The 16472-nt window shown below is 60.5% G+C and carries 16 protein-coding genes; 7 read left to right on the forward strand and 9 right to left on the reverse strand.

Annotated elements, in window-relative coordinates:
- Nucleotides 1–39 precede the first annotated feature (39 nt).
- From G5S37_RS03625 to G5S37_RS03645, 5 genes are all read left to right on the forward strand, one after another.
- The gene (locus G5S37_RS03625; protein WP_165200936.1) at nucleotides 40–963 is read left to right on the forward strand and encodes an ABC transporter permease; all 924 of its coding nucleotides are present in this window, start codon (nucleotides 40–42) and stop codon (nucleotides 961–963) included.
- Complete coding sequence (locus G5S37_RS03630) at nucleotides 956–1951, forward strand: ABC transporter permease (protein WP_165200938.1); 996 nt, start codon at nucleotides 956–958, stop codon at nucleotides 1949–1951. The genes G5S37_RS03625 and G5S37_RS03630 overlap by 8 nt, the downstream gene beginning before the upstream one ends.
- 69 nt (nucleotides 1952–2020) lie before the next feature.
- A complete protein-coding gene (locus G5S37_RS03635) occupies nucleotides 2021–2380 on the forward strand; it encodes a hypothetical protein (protein ID WP_206026295.1) in 360 nt (119 codons plus the stop codon).
- A 246-nt stretch (nucleotides 2381–2626) separates the two neighbouring features.
- The gene (locus G5S37_RS03640) at nucleotides 2627–3838 is read left to right on the forward strand and encodes an MFS transporter (RefSeq protein WP_165200942.1); all 1212 of its coding nucleotides are present in this window, start codon (nucleotides 2627–2629) and stop codon (nucleotides 3836–3838) included.
- A gap of 65 nt (nucleotides 3839–3903) precedes the next feature.
- The gene (locus G5S37_RS03645; protein WP_165200944.1) at nucleotides 3904–4749 is read left to right on the forward strand and encodes an SGNH/GDSL hydrolase family protein; all 846 of its coding nucleotides are present in this window, start codon (nucleotides 3904–3906) and stop codon (nucleotides 4747–4749) included.
- Between the two features lie 312 nt (nucleotides 4750–5061).
- On the opposite strand, the gene G5S37_RS03650 is transcribed toward G5S37_RS03645, so the two are convergent.
- Complete coding sequence (locus tag G5S37_RS03650; protein ID WP_165200946.1) at nucleotides 5062–5964, reverse strand: ROK family protein; 903 nt, start codon at nucleotides 5962–5964, stop codon at nucleotides 5062–5064.
- Entirely contained in the window at nucleotides 5961–6893 is a 933-nt protein-coding gene (gene metF / locus G5S37_RS03655; protein WP_165200948.1) for a methylenetetrahydrofolate reductase [NAD(P)H], read from the reverse strand. Before metF ends, G5S37_RS03650 begins: the two co-directional genes overlap by 4 nt.
- Before the next feature lie 129 nt (nucleotides 6894–7022).
- Between metF and G5S37_RS03660 the strand changes: the two genes are divergently transcribed.
- The gene (locus tag G5S37_RS03660) at nucleotides 7023–9014 is read left to right on the forward strand and encodes an ABC-F family ATP-binding cassette domain-containing protein (protein WP_165200950.1); all 1992 of its coding nucleotides are present in this window, start codon (nucleotides 7023–7025) and stop codon (nucleotides 9012–9014) included.
- Between the two features lie 89 nt (nucleotides 9015–9103).
- Nucleotides 9104–9394 (forward strand): hypothetical protein, encoded by a 291-nt coding sequence (locus tag G5S37_RS03665; RefSeq protein ID WP_165200952.1) that lies wholly within the window; start codon nucleotides 9104–9106, stop codon nucleotides 9392–9394.
- A 71-nt stretch (nucleotides 9395–9465) separates the two neighbouring features.
- Here G5S37_RS03665 and G5S37_RS03670 read toward each other — a convergent pair whose 3' ends face one another.
- The 7 genes from G5S37_RS03670 to kdpC all read right to left on the reverse strand — a co-directional run bounded on the left by G5S37_RS03670 (nucleotide 9466) and on the right by kdpC (nucleotide 16451).
- A complete protein-coding gene (locus tag G5S37_RS03670; protein ID WP_165200954.1) occupies nucleotides 9466–10833 on the reverse strand; it encodes an amidohydrolase in 1368 nt (455 codons plus the stop codon).
- Nucleotides 10834–11059: 226 nt separating this feature from the next.
- Nucleotides 11060–11233: a hypothetical protein gene (locus G5S37_RS03675; protein WP_165200956.1), complete on the reverse strand. Its 174-nt coding sequence runs from the start codon at nucleotides 11231–11233 to the stop codon at nucleotides 11060–11062.
- Between the two features lie 87 nt (nucleotides 11234–11320).
- Complete coding sequence (locus G5S37_RS03680; protein WP_165200958.1) at nucleotides 11321–11560, reverse strand: hypothetical protein; 240 nt, start codon at nucleotides 11558–11560, stop codon at nucleotides 11321–11323.
- 287 nt (nucleotides 11561–11847) lie between these two features.
- Nucleotides 11848–12546 (reverse strand): response regulator, encoded by a 699-nt coding sequence (locus G5S37_RS03685; RefSeq protein WP_165200960.1) that lies wholly within the window; start codon nucleotides 12544–12546, stop codon nucleotides 11848–11850.
- 44 nt (nucleotides 12547–12590) lie between these two features.
- Nucleotides 12591–15260: a sensor histidine kinase KdpD gene (locus tag G5S37_RS03690; protein WP_165200962.1), complete on the reverse strand. Its 2670-nt coding sequence runs from the start codon at nucleotides 15258–15260 to the stop codon at nucleotides 12591–12593.
- Nucleotides 15261–15400: 140 nt separating this feature from the next.
- Nucleotides 15401–15838 (reverse strand): potassium-transporting ATPase subunit C, encoded by a 438-nt coding sequence (locus G5S37_RS03695; protein ID WP_165200964.1) that lies wholly within the window; start codon nucleotides 15836–15838, stop codon nucleotides 15401–15403.
- Nucleotides 15839–15842: 4 nt separating this feature from the next.
- On the reverse strand, nucleotides 15843–16451 hold the full coding sequence (gene kdpC / locus G5S37_RS03700; RefSeq protein WP_165200966.1) for a K(+)-transporting ATPase subunit C: 609 nt from the start codon (nucleotides 16449–16451) through the stop codon (nucleotides 15843–15845).
- Nucleotides 16452–16472 lie beyond the last annotated feature (21 nt).

The following is a 16472-nucleotide window of genomic DNA, read 5'->3' on the forward strand; positions in this document are numbered from 1 at the left end:
TTTGCTGCTTCGCTGCTTTGCGTTCAAATCCTCCGCGCGATGCTCGTGTTCATCTTGCGACGATTCTTCAGCAGCCTGGTGGTGCTGTTTTGTGTCGTGTCGTTGACGTTCCTGTTGGTGCGGCTGCAGAAGGGTGGGCCGTTTGACCGGGAGAAGGAGCCGCCGCCGCATGTGAAGGCGGAGTTGGAGAAGAAATACCGGCTGGATGGCAGCGTCTGGGACCAGCTTGGAGCCTATCTGTGGACCTTCGTGGTGCACCGGGATCCGGGGATTTCCTTGAAATACCGGGATCTGACGGTGACGGAGATCCTCTCGCAGAAGCTGCCGAATTCGCTCACGCTGGGTGCATGTGCCTTCCTCATCGCTTCGATCGGCGGGGTGGCGTTTGGATTCATTGCGGCGCTGAAACGGGACTCGTGGGTGGATGTGTCGGCGATGTTCTTCGCGCTGGGGGCGATCAGCATTCCCACGTTTATCACGGGGCCGTTGTTGATTGCCATGTTCGGCTTGTGGCTGGGGTGGTTGCCCATAGGGGGATTCGAAACTTGGCGGCATCTGATTTTACCCGCCATCTGCCTGGGCCTGCCGTTCCTGGCGTATGTGGCGCGACTCACGCGGAACAGCCTGCTGGACGTGATGTCGCAGAACTACATGCGTACGGCGAAGGCAAAAGGACTGGATGACAGCACCGCACTGATGCGGCACGCGCTGAAGGTGGCCATCCTGCCAGTGGTCACTTACCTCGGTCCGATGGCGGCCTATGTGTTGACCGGCTCCTTCGTGGTGGAGAGCGTTTTCAACATCTCGGGGGTGGGCATGGTGTTTGTGAATGGCATTCAGAACAGTGACGTGTTCCTCCTATGCAGCGCGGTGATCGTGTATTCCGCGCTGCTGGTGTTCTTCAATTTCGCGGTGGATGTGACCTACACGTTCCTGGACAAGCGCATCAAACTCCATGGCTGACGGGACCTCCACTGCCAATCGCTGGACCGGCTCCCCACCCAATGGATGGGACGTGCTGAAGCGCAATCGCGTGGCCATGGTGTCGCTGTTGTTTCTCGTGTTCGTGGCGCTGGCGGCGATCGTGATTCCGTTCTTTTTGCCCGACGCACTTAAAGGAACAAGCGATGCGTCATTCTCCCCGCCCATGAGTCCGAGCGCGGACAAGGCTCACATCCACTACCTCGGTACGGATGTGAATGGGCAGGACTTGTTTTACCGCCTGCTCATGGGGGCACAGGTGAGCCTGGGCGTGGGACTCGTGGCCGCATTTGTGAGCCTGCTCATCGGGGGCGTCTACGGCATGGTCAGCGGCTATGCCGGTGGTCGCGTGGATGGCGGCATGATGCGCTTGGTGGACATCCTGAACTCGGTACCAAGCTTGCTCTTTGTGATGATCTTCATCTCGGCCTTTGACGGGCATTTCAAGGGTGCCCTCGATGGAGTTCGCCTCGACGCCCAGGCGAAAGATTGGGGATGGCTGGAGGGCCTGGCGGGCAATCTCATTCCCTACTCGCGCATCATCATCCTGGTCATCGCGCTGAGCTTTATCCAGTGGCTCACCATGGCGCGCATCGTGCGTGGGCAGGTGCTGGTGCTCAAGGAGCTGGCCTTCGTCACGGCAGCGCGCACCATGGGGCAGAGCAGCTGGGCCATCCTTTGGAAGCACCTGTGGCCGAACCTCAGCACCATCGTGCTGACCTACCTCACCCTCACCATCCCAGCGGTGATTCGTGACGAGAGCTTCCTCAGCTTCCTCGGTTTGGGCATCGATGACCCGGCAGCCAGCTGGGGGTCACTGCTCAAGGACGGCGCCCAAGTGATCAACCCACTCGACAGCAAGTGGTGGCTTTTGGTCTTTCCGGCCTCGCTCATGTCCGCCTGCCTGCTCGCGCTCAATTTCCTCGGCGACGGGTTGCGCGATGCCTTCGACCCGAAAAGCAACGATTAACCCGGATCCGCATTCTGTGCATTGACACGGAGGGGGGCACACTGCACGTTGACGTCCGTCGCAGATCCTATGGCTTCGAAAGCAAAATCCCGACGGACCAAGCTCCAGGCTCGCAAGTGCACAGCCACGCGCATGTGCTCCATCAGCTCCACCGGTGTGGTGTTTCTGAATGCCAGGGCTCTTGAGGTTTCCTCAGAGATTACCCTGACCGTGCAGACGAACATTCTCGGAAGCGGGCAGGAGTGGACGGTGCAGGGCTGGGTGGTCGAATGCGTACCGGCGGAGGAGCCGCAGAACTGTTTCAAGGTGACCCTGCTGTTCTCCAATCTGCCCAAGGAGCTGCAGCAGGTCCTGACGCTCGCGGAAGGCTGCCACGGCGCCACGGCCATCAGGCGGATTCCCGGAGCGGAGTTGTTTGGGCTGAATTGAGTTAACGCCGTTTTTTCAAATCGTTGCGGCCCTGGGAGCGCTGGCCTCTGGCCGGCGGAATTGCGTTGCCATCCCTTGCAGAGTACCAGCAGCGAATACGCCGGCCAGAGGCCAGCGCTCCCAGGGCTTCGTCCGGCACTTGGCAGCCTTGTAGTTCTGTGCCGCATCCAGACGGTTTCGTGATGTCCTGGGCCTTCTGAGCCCGGCTGGTGAATGGAGACGGACGCAGTGGCGTATTCGTGCTCCATGCAAACTGCGCTCAAGGCAAAGCTGTCCTGTTTCATGTTCCTCCAGTACTTCATTTGGGGATCCTGGTATGCGAGCCTGGGCGCTTATCTGGGACAGACCCTCAAGTTCGATGGCGAGCAGGTCGGTCTTGCCTATGGAGCCTTCGCGATTGGTGCGATGATTTCGCCCTTCTTCGTTGGGCTCATCGCGGACCGCTACTTTGCGTCTGAGAAACTGCTAGGAGTGCTGGGCATCCTCGGTGGAGCGGTCTTGTGCTGGCTCCCGAATCTCACCACCTTTGGCACCTTCTATCCCGTGCTGATTTTGTATTGTGCGCTCTTTGTACCCACGCTCGCCCTGGGCAATTCGCTGTCCTTGACGCACCTCGCAGATGCGCGCACCGACTTCCCGAGGGTGAAAATCCTTTCTGCGGTGGGCTGGATTGCGGGCGGGGTCACTTTGAGCCTGCTCAAGGGGGAGCAGTCCTCGCTGCAGTTTTATCTCGCAGGGGCGATATCGGTCGCATTTGGCATCTTCTCGCTGTTTCTGCCGCACACGCCACCGACGAAGACCGGGGCAAACGTCAGTCTGGGGGAAATCCTTGGGCTCGACGCCTTGGCCATGCTGAAGAAGCCGTCCTTCGCCATCTTCGTCGTATGCATGTTCCTCATCTGCATTCCGCTCTATTTCTATTTTGTGATGATGGGCATCTATCTCACTGAGCTGAAGTGGGAGGGCATGGCCGCCAAGATGACGCTGGCGCAGGTGTCCGATGTCATCTTTCTCTTCCTGCTCCCGGTGTTCCTGAAAAAACTCGGGTACAAGAAGACCATCTTCATCGGCATTCTCGCGTGGGCGCTGCGATATTTCGCGCTCTACGGCAGCGTGCACGGAGCAGGCACCCAGGTGGCACTCATCTTTGCCGCCATCCTGCTGCATGGGGTCTGCTATGACTTCCTCTTCATCGCGGGCCAACTCTATGTCGATGATGAAGCCGGTGAACGCATCCGTGGTGCGGCGCAGGGTTTCATCGCTTTCATCCTTTGGGGTGTGGGCGCCTTTGTTGGCACCTACCTCGCCGGCAGGGTGATGGCGGCAAACAAATTGGCCGTGGCGCAAGGAGCCATTACCCACGATTGGCAGACCATCTGGCTGACTCCGGCCCTGGGCGCCTGTGCGGTGCTTGTTGTCTTCCTCGTGTTCTTCCGCGAGCCCAAGTCACGCACGTGATGCCTGCTCCTGTTCCGTTCCCGTTCTCAGCCCTCACTCCCATCCTCTCCTCCCGAATTCACCTTATGAAGTTGCCGCCCCTCCTTGTCGCCTTCGTCGCCACGGCACTGGTCGTGCCACTCCACGCCGAGCACGACGGCAAACTCCAGGTCCTTCTTGTGGGTGACAGCACCACGGAGGCGAGGATTCCCAAACAACACCAGCCCAAGGGGCCACACTTTGAAGATGTGATCCGCATCCTGATGGCGGGGGAGAAGGACATGCCGCCCTGCAATGTCATCAACTCGGGAGTGAGCGGCGAATTTATCCGCCGGTTGCTGGATTCGAAACGTTATGAGCGCGACATCCAGAAGCTGCCCGGCCTGGATTACATCTTCATCCGGTACGGCATCAACGACCAGGCGAAGCGTGAGAACTTCACGGAAAACTTCCCCAAGGACTATCAGGAGCTGATTGGTCTTCTGAAGAAGGACCATCCCGCGGCGCAGATCATCATCATGACGATCATTCCGTACGGCAACCTGGAGAAGAACCAGCAGGTGAATGCCCTCAATGAAAAGGTCGCCAAGGAGGCGGGCCTGCCACTCTTCGACATCTTTCCCCGCTATCTCGCCGAGCTGAAGAAGGGCGAGAACATGCTGAACTACCGCCGCATCTCCCTGGACAAGATCCCGCCGCAGTACCTTGAGATCGTGAAGCCGTTCACCTTTGAGAATCCTCCCCGTGTCGAGGTCCTGGACAACCAGTTCGATGCCATTCTGGGCCACATCCCCGCGTGGTATGCTGACCGGCACCCCAACCCTGCCGGGTACAACGTGATTGCCGATGAAACGGCGAAGTATCTCACGAAGATGATCCGCGAGAAGAAGGGTGCGACCACGCCCGCTCCGGCAGCTGCAAAGGCTCCGTGAGTGGGGCCTTGCTGCCCTGCATTATACCGAGAGGAATTGAAAGCGGGTCTTGGTGAGAGCCTTATGAGCAAGGTGAAGTGCAGGGCATTTTAAGGGAGCGTGGACACTCTTGTCCGCCACCCCTGACACACCACCCTCTTCCGTCTGGCAGGCAAGGTCACACTCCATCAGCTGCTCCAGAGGCGTCAGCAGTAGCTTCCGCACGCTGGAGGTCGCTACGCTACAGAACGGCGGACAAGAGTGTCCACGCTCCTTTGCTCAGTCCCTCGCTCCCTGCACAAAGAGCCGTTTCAACTGTCGATTACCCTATTCCTATTTCCCCTTCGCCTGCTGCGCCAGCACCATGGCGCCGAGCATGCCGGCGCGGTCGCCGAGGCCAGGCGGGACAATGAAGTTGTCGATGTCCTGCAGCACCTCATAGGTCTGCACGTAGCCGTTGAGCATGCGCTGCACTTCTTCACGAATCATCGGGAAGAGGTGCTCCTGGTGCATCACGCCACCACCGAGGATGATGCGTTGCGGCGAAAGTGTGAGGATGAGATTGGAAAGACCCAGGGCCATGAGCGTGGCGAATTCGCCCCAGCATTCATGTTCCGGTGGGAAAGTCTCCGCAGGCGCGCCCCAGCGTGCGGCAATGGCGGGACCACTGATGAGGCCCTCCAGGCAGTCGCCGTGGAAGGGGCAGATGCCATCCGGATTCGGCGCGTCTGATTGGATGGCGGGAATGAACAGGTGGCCAATCTCCGGATGCAGCGAGCCGTGCAGCGGCTTGCCATTCACCAGCACGCCACCACCGATGCCCGTGCCCACGGTGATGTAGACCAGTGGGTCGCAGGCTTCACCATTCCCCCAGGTGTACTCGGCGAGCGCGGCGGCATTCACATCCGTATCGAAGCCCACCGGCGCATGGAAGAGCTCCTTCATGGAGCCGAGCAGGTCCGTGTACTTCCACCCGTCTTTCGGGGTGGTGGTGATGTAGCCGTAGGTGTCGCTCTGGCGGTTCAGATCAATGGGACCAAAGGAGCCAACGCCAATCCCCACAATGCGGCCCATCTTGGAGGCGTTCTGGAGGAACTCCATCACGTCATGCAAGGTTTCGGTGGGCGAGGTGGTGGGAATGCGGACGGAGGCGCGGATATCATCCGGACCAGTACCGATGGCGCAGTTGAATTTGGTGCCTCCGGCTTCGATGGCTGCAAAGAGATCCGACTTCATGCTGGGCTGGGATGTGACTGGAATGAGTGAGAGTCCTTCAGCCCAAGGTCCGCGTAAATCTCCCTCGTAGCCTTGCTCTTGTTTAGCGTGTAGAAGTGGATGCCGTCCACCTGATGATCGAGCAAATCGGCGCATTGCTCGGTGGCATAGTGCACCCCCACGCGCTGTACGGCGTCCTCGTCGTTGCCGCAGCGGGCGATGGCCTTGAGGAGCTTCGCAGGGAAGCGCGCGCCTCCGGCCAGTTCCGCCATGCGCTTCATGCCGCTCGCACTGCTAATGGGCATGATGCCTGCAAGGATGGGCACATGGATGCCCGCCAGGCGGCAGCGGTCGCGGAAGTCGAAGAAATCGCGGTTGTCGAAGAAGAGCTGGGTGCAGATGTAGTCCGCACCGGCGTCCACCTTGGCCTTCAGGTAATCCATTTCCAGCAGGCGGTTCGGAGTCGAGGGGTGGCCCTCCGGGAAGCCGGCGACACCCACACCGAATCCACGGCCATCCTTATGCGCACCACTTTCTGCAAACCCGCGGATGAAGCGGACGAGATCCGAGGCGTGCTGGAAGGCGTCCTTGGCCTTTTCATAGTTGGCCAGGTTGCGGGGAGGGTCGCCACCGAGGGCGAGAATGTTGCTCACGCCAGCCTCCGCATACCGCTCCAGGATGGAGGCGATGTCGGCTTCGCTGTGGCACACGCAGGTGAGGTGCGGCACCGGGTCCAGGGAGGTGGTTTGCTTGATGCGCACCACGAGTTCGTGCGTCAGGTCCCGTGTGGTACCACCGGCGCCGTAGGTCACACTCACGAAGGCAGGCTTGTACACCTCCAACTCGCGGATGGCCTCAAACAGGGTTTCAGCGCCCTCGGGTGTCTTGGGCGGGAAGAATTCGAAGGAGAAGGTCGGCTTGCGCTCGCTGAAGATGTCACGAATGTGCATGAGATGCGGCCACTGTAGGGATTGACGCTCAGGTCGCAACAAGGATGCGCAAAACCCTCTGTCAGGTTCGGCGGAGGCTTCGCCTTGCACTTGCGGGCTTTGCGAGCATGCTCTTCGCCCCCATCTGCTATGCTTGCCGCTGAAAACCTCGGAATCTCCTATGGCCCACGCCGCCTCTTCGGCGGATTGAACTTCACCCTGCGCGCAGGGGAACGTGTGGCTCTGGCTGGCCCGAACGGCGCGGGCAAGTCCACCTTGCTCAAGATGATTGCGGGAATCGAGCAGCAGGACGAGGGACGCTTCATCAAGGCGAAGGCCGTGGAGATTGGCTACCTGCCCCAGGAGGGCGTGGAAATCAAAGGCCGCACCCTGATGGCCGAGGCGGAGACGGCGTTCGAAGGAGCGCTGCAACTCCAGCGTGAACTGGATGAAACCAGCGAACTGCTCGGTCAGCTCTCGCACGAATCCCCGGAGTACGCGGACGCGCTGGAGGTCTTCGGCGATCTCCAGCTCCGGCTGGAGCATCATGATATTTCCACCATGAAGCCGCGCATCGAGCGCGTGCTCGTCGGTCTGGGGTTCTCCCATGCGGACATGGACCGGCTCACGGATGAATTCAGCGGCGGCTGGCAGATGCGCATTGCCCTGGCGAAGCTGCTGCTCGCCGAGCCCAGCGTGCTGCTGCTGGACGAGCCGACGAACCACCTGGACATCGAATCCGTCGTCTGGCTGGAGGACTACATGAAGTCCTACCACGGCGCGGTCCTGCTCATCAGCCACGATCGCCAGTTCCTGGACAATCTCACCAATCGCACGCTGGCCTTTGAGAGTGGGAAGGTGAACCTCTACTCGGGGAACTACTCCTTTTACGTGCGCGAGAGCACGGCACGCCGCGAGCAGCTGGAGCGGGCCAAGAAGAATCAGGACCGCGAAATTGCGAAGACGCAGGCATTCATCGACCGTTTCCGGGCGCAGGCCACCAAGGCCTCCCAGGCGCAGAGCCGCATCAAGATGCTCGACAAGATCGAGCGCATCGAGCTGGAGGACACGGAGGACGAGATCGGCTTCAACTTCCCCCAGCCCCCGCCCAGCGGTCACACCGTGGTGCGCATGGAGGGCATTTCGAAAACCTATGATGGCACCAAGCTGATCCTGAAGCCCTTCGATTTCGAAATCACCAAGGGGGACCGCATCGCCATCGTGGGTGTGAACGGCGCGGGCAAGACCACATTCAGCAAAATCGCGGCCGGAGTGGAGAAGGCCACGGGAGGCACGCGCGAACTCGGGCACCATGTGCGCATCGGCTACTATTCGCAGGACCACGCCGACTCGCTGGATGGCACCAAGACCGTGCTCCAAACCATCGAGAAAAACGCGAAAGGCCTCTCCGAGGCGCAGCTCCGCACCCTGCTGGGCTGCTTCCTCTTCCGCGGGGATGATGCCTTCAAATCCGTGAAGGTGCTCAGTGGTGGTGAGCGTGGGCGCCTTGCCCTGGCGAACATGCTGCTCACCCCGGCGAATTTCCTCGTGCTGGACGAGCCGACGAACCACCTGGACATGCGCTCCCAAGGCGTGCTGCAGCAGGCCCTGACGGACTACACGGGCACCTACCTCATCGTTTCCCACAATCGCGCGTTCCTGGACCCGATTGTGAACAAGACCCTGGAGTTCCGCGTGGGTGAGCCGCCCCGGCTGTATCTGGGGAATCTGAGCTACTACCTCACCAAGAAGGCTGAAGAGAAGGCGCGGGGCTATCAACCCGCACCCCTGACCACAGCGGCGCCGCCGCCAACCCCACGTCCTGGAGCGGAAGTCGATACGGTGAACGCCAAGGAACGCCGTCGCCTGGAGGCCCAGCGCCGCCAGGAGAAGACGCGTACCCTGAAGCCCCTGCAGGAGCAGCTCGAGAAGGTGGAGGCTACTATCTCCAACCTGGAATCCGAGAAGGCCGCACTCACGAAGAAGATGGCCGGCGAAGGCTTCGGCGAGGACGCGGGAGAGGTCGTGGAGACCACGTCGCGCTTCGGGGCTGTGGAGCACGCCTTGGAGCGAGCTTTCAGCCAGTGGTCCACCTTGAGCGAGGAAATCGAGCGCGCGGAGAAGAAGTTCGGGGACGTCTGAGTGCGCCTGTCCTTGCAAAGATGGTCAGACGGGTGCATCTCCACCCTCGCCCAATCCGATTTCTCCCTTCTCTTACCTGATATCCCCACATGAAAGTCCGTCTCCACTCCCAGCAACATGAGTGGCGATCCCGTGATGAGGAGAACCAGGTGGTGATTATTCGTGCCGAGTGGGACTCCATCAAATGGAACTTCACCTACACCACGAAGAAGGATCCTGAGTGGCACGATCTGCCCACGCCACTGCTGCACCACTTCGAAGAGCTGCGCGAGATCCTCTTCAACAAGTACCAGCGCCGCCGCCTGCCCTGGCGCTTCGTTGAGGAGTTGGATGCGCACATCGTGAAGATGCGCCATGAGGAAGGTGTCTCAGAGGATTGAAACGCAAAGCAACTAAACAGCAAAGGATACAACTCAATTCCTCTTTGTTGCTTCGCTGCTTTGCGTTGAGCTCACTTCTCCAGCGCCGCCTGAACCGCAGAGGTGAGGCTGCCTACGCCGTACTGCAGGCTGCCTTCTGCTTCCGGTTTGTAGAGGGGTGAGTGCAGGCTGGGGAGCGGCTTGCCGCCATTCTCGGCTTCTGTGGCGCGCGCCGGGGGCACGGTGCCCAGCCAGAACATGCAAATCGGAATTTTGTCCTCCGTCATGCCGTAGCGGCTGAAGTCTTCACCACCCATGGTGGGGCGGCGGTTCTTCACGGCGGCATCGCCATAGCGTTCCTTCAGCGCCGCGGCGATACGCTTGGTCAGCGCCGGATCATTCTGTACCACGGGAGTGAAGCGCTCGGCTTCTTTAATCTCCGGCAGGTGTGTGTCCGGCAGGCCGGCAGCGCGTGCCATCCCTTCTGAGATGCGACGGATGGCGGCCAGTGTTTTGCCGCGAGTTTCGGCGTTGAAGGAGCGAATCGTGAGCTGCAGCTTCACTTCATCTGGGATGATGTTGTGCTTCGTGCCGCCGTGGATGCTGCCCACGGTCACGACGACGGCTTCGCGCGGATCGATTTCACGGCTGTCGATCATCTGGAGCGCCACGATGATCTGTGCGGCGAGCACCACGGGATCCTTCGTGGTGTGCGGAGCACTGCCGTGACCACCGATGCCACGCACGGTGATGTCCACGCTATCCACATTCGCCGTGGCAGGTCCTTCGATGAGGCCGAAGGTGCCGACCGCCATGTCGCTGTTGCAGTGAAGGGCCACACAGGCATCCGGCTTGGGGAAGCGTGTGTAGAGTCCATCCTCCAGCATGGGAGCGGAGCCTCCGCCTTTTTCCTCGGCGGGCTGGCCGATGAAGACGAGCGTGCCGCTCCATTTCTTTTTGTTCTCCGCAAACCAGCGTGCCGTGCCGGTCCAACAGGCCATGTGCATGTCATGTCCGCAGGCATGCATCACGGGCACGTCGGAGCCATCGGCGTCCTTCACGCGCACCTTGCTGGCGAAGGGCAGGCCGGTCAGTTCGCGCACGGGCAGCGCGTCCATGTCGGTGCGCACCAGCACCGTGCGGCCTTCGCCATTCTTCAGCACGCCGACAACGCCCCAGCCTCCGACTTTCTCGGTGACAGTGAAGCCGATTTCGCGCAGTTCCTTCGCCAGTCGCTGGCTGGTCTTCTCCTCGAGGTAGGAAAGCTCGGGCGCGGCATGCAGTTCTTCATACAGTTTCCGGAGTCGTGCCTGCTCTTCATCTGTGAGTTTTGACGAAAGGACAATCTGGGCCACGCCTGGCTTCGAATGCGCGAACGGCAGGACGGCGAATCCCGCCACACAAAGTGGCAGGAGGAGGCGCGGTGGGAGTATGCGCCGGAGGGACTGGGTGAGATGCATGGCAGGTCTGGAGAAGACCGACCCGGGGGGGGCTGGGCCAGCGAGTTGTGCTGAAGGCATGCTGGCGCGAATCCCCACGCTTGTGAAGAAGAAAAGCCCAACGCGCAGAAATACGTCACTTCCGTCGCAGGCGTGTGCGAGGGCAAAAAAATCCATCCGTCCTTCCACGAATGTACCCAAGGTTTCGCGGAAGGACGGATGCGCGCAATAGGCCGCCGGGGGTAGGCTAAGTGGCCCGTTTGTTTCCGGTGAACTGGCCGAAAATCCAACAGACGAAGAAGATGATGGCTGCAATCCAGAGCAGGTGGAGAAGCACACTGGTGATGGCGAGGGCGACTTTCAACACAAGCCAAAGGACCATGAGTGCCAGTGCCAGCCAGATGAATGTGGACGAGTGCATAAAAAGAATGTCGTGATGAGTGACTGTGATGAAGCGAGTCTGTGAGTGAGAGAGTGAAAGAGCTGGTCACCCGTGAAGGGCCGAGTGTCATGCAGGTCGCCGACCGAACTGCGATCGCCAGCCGAGCCAGCCCAAAAGGAAGATCCAACCTAGGAGGGCAGAAGGGCCGAGGAGTTTTGGAGTGTGCCCGCCGTCATAGGCATTGAGCCAGGCAGCGGCGATGAGTACCACATTGGCCATCCAAGCGAAGACCAGCGCGAGGCGGACGAGTGAAAGGAGATGCGAAATGCCGGCGCCTGTTGTCGGGTGTTCGCTGGAAGTGATCATGGCCGTCTTTTTTTACCCGCCCCCCGACGCCTCACAAAGAGGTCGCCGGGGGGAGAGCGGGGGGTTTGGGGGGATGGGGTTTTTCAGAAGCCCACCGAAGCGAACTTCTGCGCATCTATGTGCTGGATGAGTGCCAAGATGTGCGGCGCCTCGTAATGCGTTCTGAATCAACGCGGAGGTTTATTGGATGTGTTTGGTCGAAGTATTTTTTCCGTGCAAAACACCTTCACCGTGGCGGCTGGGTATGCAGGAAGCAATGCGGGTCGCAATCTGATGCGCACCCGTGCTCAGGAATGAAGCGGCGCACTGCCACCATCGACCGCGGACATGCGGTATCCGATGCCCGGCTCGTTCTGAATTCGAGGTGCTGCAGGATCGGCCTGAAGTTTTTTTCGAAGCAGATTCACATACACACGGAGGGAGTGCGCGTGTGTATCCGCGCTTGGTCCCCACACGGCCTTGAGCAGTTGTTTCTGCGTGACGATGCGTCCTGCGTGTGTGGCGAGCTGGCTGGCGAGCGCATACTCCGTAGGCGTGAGTTTCAGCTCATGGCCACTGAGCGTCACCTGATGAGAAGACAGATCGATGCGCAGGCTGCCACAGTCGAGCACGGGAGATTCTTGCGCACTGGTGGAGCGTCGCTGAATGGCCTGCAAGCGCGCGAGCAGTTCTGCGGTGCTGAAGGGTTTCGTTACATAGTCGTCCGCGCCGAGTTCGAAGGCCCGCACCTTCACCTGCTCCTGATCGCGCACGGAAAGAATCAGCACAGGGACTTCGCTCCACTCGCGGAGACGTTCGAGGACTTGGGTGCCATCCATGTCCGGCAGGCCGAGATCGAGGAGGATCACATCGGGGCGATGAAACGCGGTTTCCTGCAAACCGAGTTGACCGGCTTCCGCTTCGCGCACTTCGTATCCACGCGATTCCAGAGCCAGACGCAGCAGTCTGCGGATTTGGATTTCGTCGTCGATGATGAGGGCGAGCATGGAGGCGTGAGCGAGAACGAATGAGTCACTGACCGTGGCAGGACTCAAGCAGGAAGCGTGGGCTCCAGCGCCTGGGAGTGCGACTGGGTGGAAACAGGAAGCTCCATGATGAAGACCGCGCCGCCATCCGGATGATTGTGCGCCGTGAGGTCGCCGCCCTGCGCTCGCATGAGTCCTCTCGCGATGGCCAGGCCAAGTCCCGTGCCACCTGCGGGAGAGCCGGGCGCACGGTAGAATTTTTCAAACACCTTCACTTCAGCACCGCCCGGCAGGCCGGGACCGTGGTCGCGCACGGTGATGCGCAGCACACTCTCGCGGATGCGGGCATCGATTTCGATGGCGGTCCGTGTCGGTGTGTAGATGGCGGCGTTGTGGAGGATGTTCGACAGTGCTTGAGACAGGAGAATGCTGTCTGCGTGGATGAGGGGCAGGTCTTCCGGGGTGGAGATTTTCACCGGATGTCCGGTGAGAACGTCGCTGACGGAGGACTTTGCGTCATCGAGCACTTCGGAGACTTCACACCAATCACGGCGCGGCTCCACCACGGAGGATTCGATGCGCGTGATGTGCAGCAAGTGATCCACCACGCGTTGCAGCCGGCCTGTCGCGGTGCTCATCTCGCGCACGTAGGGATTGCTGGGTTGGTTCAATCCTTCCAGCGCGGCATGCATGACGGCGAGGGGTGTCTTCAGTTCATGGGAAACACTATCGAGCAGCGTGCGGCGCAGCTTTTCCGAACGCTCCAGTACTTCCGCGTGGCTGGCTGCCTGGATGAAGTGTTCCTTCTCCAGGACCAATGCGAGCTGGAGGGCGAAGGCCTCGACCGTCTGGCGTGCGGTGAAATCGAGCGATGCTCTCTCTGGCAGGGCGAGTCCCAACACACCCATCATGGACGTGGCTGTCTGTAGCGGAAACCAGGTTGCCCCAGACTCCGGAAGGGTCGCCGTGAAGCGGCCCGCAGGTTGGCGGTTCTCATAGCTCCATGCGATGACTCCCCATTCCTTCTCAGTGGGTGTGAAGGAACTCGCTGCGTGTGCAGTATGCGGCAGGGTGTGGTCCAACTCGCGCACGATGAGTGCCGTCTGTGCACCGAGCAGTTCATCAATGGTATTCAGCGCGGCCTTGAGCCCCGCCTGTGTTTCCACCGTGAGGGCCGCACTCTGAGTTACCCGCAGCAGTGCCGAGGTCTGGCGCAAGCGACGCCGTTCCGCTTCCTCCCGCTGGCGCAGTCTTGAGGTGAGGTGCCCCATGCTCAGCGCCACGATGAAGAACATGACGAACATGAGCAAGTCATGTGGCTGCTCGATATGGAATGTGAAGCGCGGAGGAATGAAGAAGTAATCCCACAAGAGGGCACACAAACCGGCCATGAACAGCACAGGCCCACGACTCAGCCGCAGGGAAGCGATGACAATCGCCAGAAGGAATAGCAGCGCGGAGAAGACATAGCCAGTAAGAGGCAATGCCATCCAGCTGAGTGCGCCCATCGCTGCGGTGATCGCGCCTGCCCATGCGTACTCAGCCACGGGAATGCGGCGTTTGTCATCGGAAAGAGCGGACTCTGAAGCGGGGGATGGCCCGGGTGCGAATGGCCGCACCACACACACGTCGATGTCTCCACTGCCCGCGATGAGCTTGTCTGCTAGAGACTGTCGCAGAATGCTGAGGCGCTCGGGCTTGCCCACGACGATCTGTGTCACGTTGCGCTCGCGTGCGATGCGCAGTAGGGCCTCGGAGATATTCTCACCTGTGGCGGAGACGATTTCAGCGCCGAGGCGTCGAGCCAGACCAAGAGCGCGAGTCAGGCGTTCTTGTTCCGCAGGGCTGAGTTTCCGTGAGGTTTCGATCCAGCTCACCACCCACGGGCATCCAAGGCGATTCGCCGCACGGCGTGTCCAGCGAATGAGACTCTCCGCGTAGGGACTGGGACCAATACCGACCATGAGCCGCGCGTGTGTCTTCCACGGACTGGTGACACGGCGCTGACGACGGATGTCCTCCAGGCTGCGATCCACCTGCTCCGCCGTGAAGCGCAACGCGAGCTCTCGCAAGGCGGTGAGGTTGCCCTTTTGGAAGAAGTTACTGGAAGCCCACTCGGCACGCTCGCCCATGTACACCTTGCCTTCGGCCAAGCGCTGCAGGAGCTTTTCCACACTCAAGTCGATGAGCTGAATCTCCTGCGCACGATCAAGAATGGAGTCTGGTACGGTTTCCTGAATGTTGATGCCGCTGATCTGGCGCACCGTATCCACCTGGCTTTCGATGTGCTGGACGTTCAGTGTGGTGCAGACATCAATGCCGGCATCGAGGAGTTCCAGCACATCCTGGTAGCGTTTGGCGTGGCGTGAGCCAGGTGCATTAGTGTGCGCCAGTTCATCCACCAGCAGGAGGTCGGGTCGCTGTTTCAGCGCCGCATCCAGATCAAATTCCTCAAGGGTGTGTCCGCGGTGTTCCAGCTTCTGCTTTGGCAGGATGGGCAAACCTTGAAGGAGGGCCGCGGTTTCATGTCGACCATGCGTTTCCACAATGCCGACCAGCACGTTCAGCCCCTCCTTCTGTCGCTGCCGCGCTGCCTCCAGCATGGCGTAGGTCTTGCCCACGCCAGGGCACATGCCGAGGAAGAGGTAGAGCCGCCCGGTGCGTTCCGCGTGCTCTTCCCGCTGCACCTGCGCGAGCAGGGCATCGGGATCGGGGCGCGTGTCGTCTGGGGACATGGATGATACTGAGGGATACGTTACCACATCTGGCGAGGGACTACTTCATGCAGGCCCTGGGAGCGCTGGCCTCTGGCCGGCGTCGCTCCGGTAAGGTGCGTGAATACGCCGGCCGGAGGCCAGCGCTCCCAGGGCTGCAATCATCTCATCTCATCGAGGGCCAAATTTAGCCTCAGTGCGTTCAGCCGCTCCGTGCCCACCATGCGGGAAGGGCTGGGCTCGGTGAGTTCCTTGATGAGGTTTTCCAACCGTTCACGCTTTACTGCATCGAGATGGCGCTCGTTAACAACTCGGCCGAGCTGCATGCGAGCTTGCGCAGGAGTCATGTAGGGGCTGGGCAGTTCGGCTGACGATTCCCCCAGTTGGAAATACTTCGGGCCGCTGAGCTTCGCTTCGAGCAACTCTTGGGCGACGGCTTTCTCGTCTGGAATCGGCACCTCGGTGGCATTGCTCATACGAAGAAACTGCGCGGCGAGGGCAAAGAAGAGAAACAACGCGATGAAGGCACCACCATAGATGCCCAGGAGACGCAACGGGATATGCGACGCTGACGATGATGAATGGCTGGAGGGTTTCATGGACTTAAGGGGATGGAGGTGAAACTGGGGGAACTGCATCCAGGGCCAGGTTGAGCTGGAGTACATTCACTCCCGCTTCGCCGAGGATGCCGAGATCGGGTGACGTGGTGTGTTGCCGGATGAGTGTGCGGACGGCTTCCTCGTCGATCTGCCGGGCGCGGGCCACACGCGGAGCCTGCAGTTCGGCATTCGCCGTGCTGATGTGCGGATCCAGTCCGCTGCCGGACGCAGTCACAGCATCGGCAGGAACTGGAATGTCTGTCGCGAGACCATTGGTCACACGATAGGCCGCGATGCGATCCTTGATCGCGTCATGCAGCTTCTGCGAAGTCGGTCCCAGGTTGGAACCGCTGGAGCTCGCAGCATCGTAGCCGTTCGCACCGGCGGCGGAGGGACGCGGATGGAAGTACTGCTCGCCAGTGAATCCCTGAGCTAGCAGAGCTGACCCGCGGATGGCGCCGTCCTTGTCCTTGATGAGGCTGCCGTTCGCCTTGTCGGCAAACACAGTCTGGGCCACACCGGTGACCACGAGGGGATAGACACCGCAGCAGGCGACAGCGAGCACGGCTGTGGAGACGAATGCTCCACGAAGTTCAGAGAACAGAGTTTTCATGGTGTGATATGATACAAAGTG

It is taken from the genome of Roseimicrobium sp. ORNL1 (genome assembly GCF_011044495.1).
Taxonomy (GTDB): Bacteria; Verrucomicrobiota; Verrucomicrobiia; order Verrucomicrobiales; family Verrucomicrobiaceae; genus Roseimicrobium.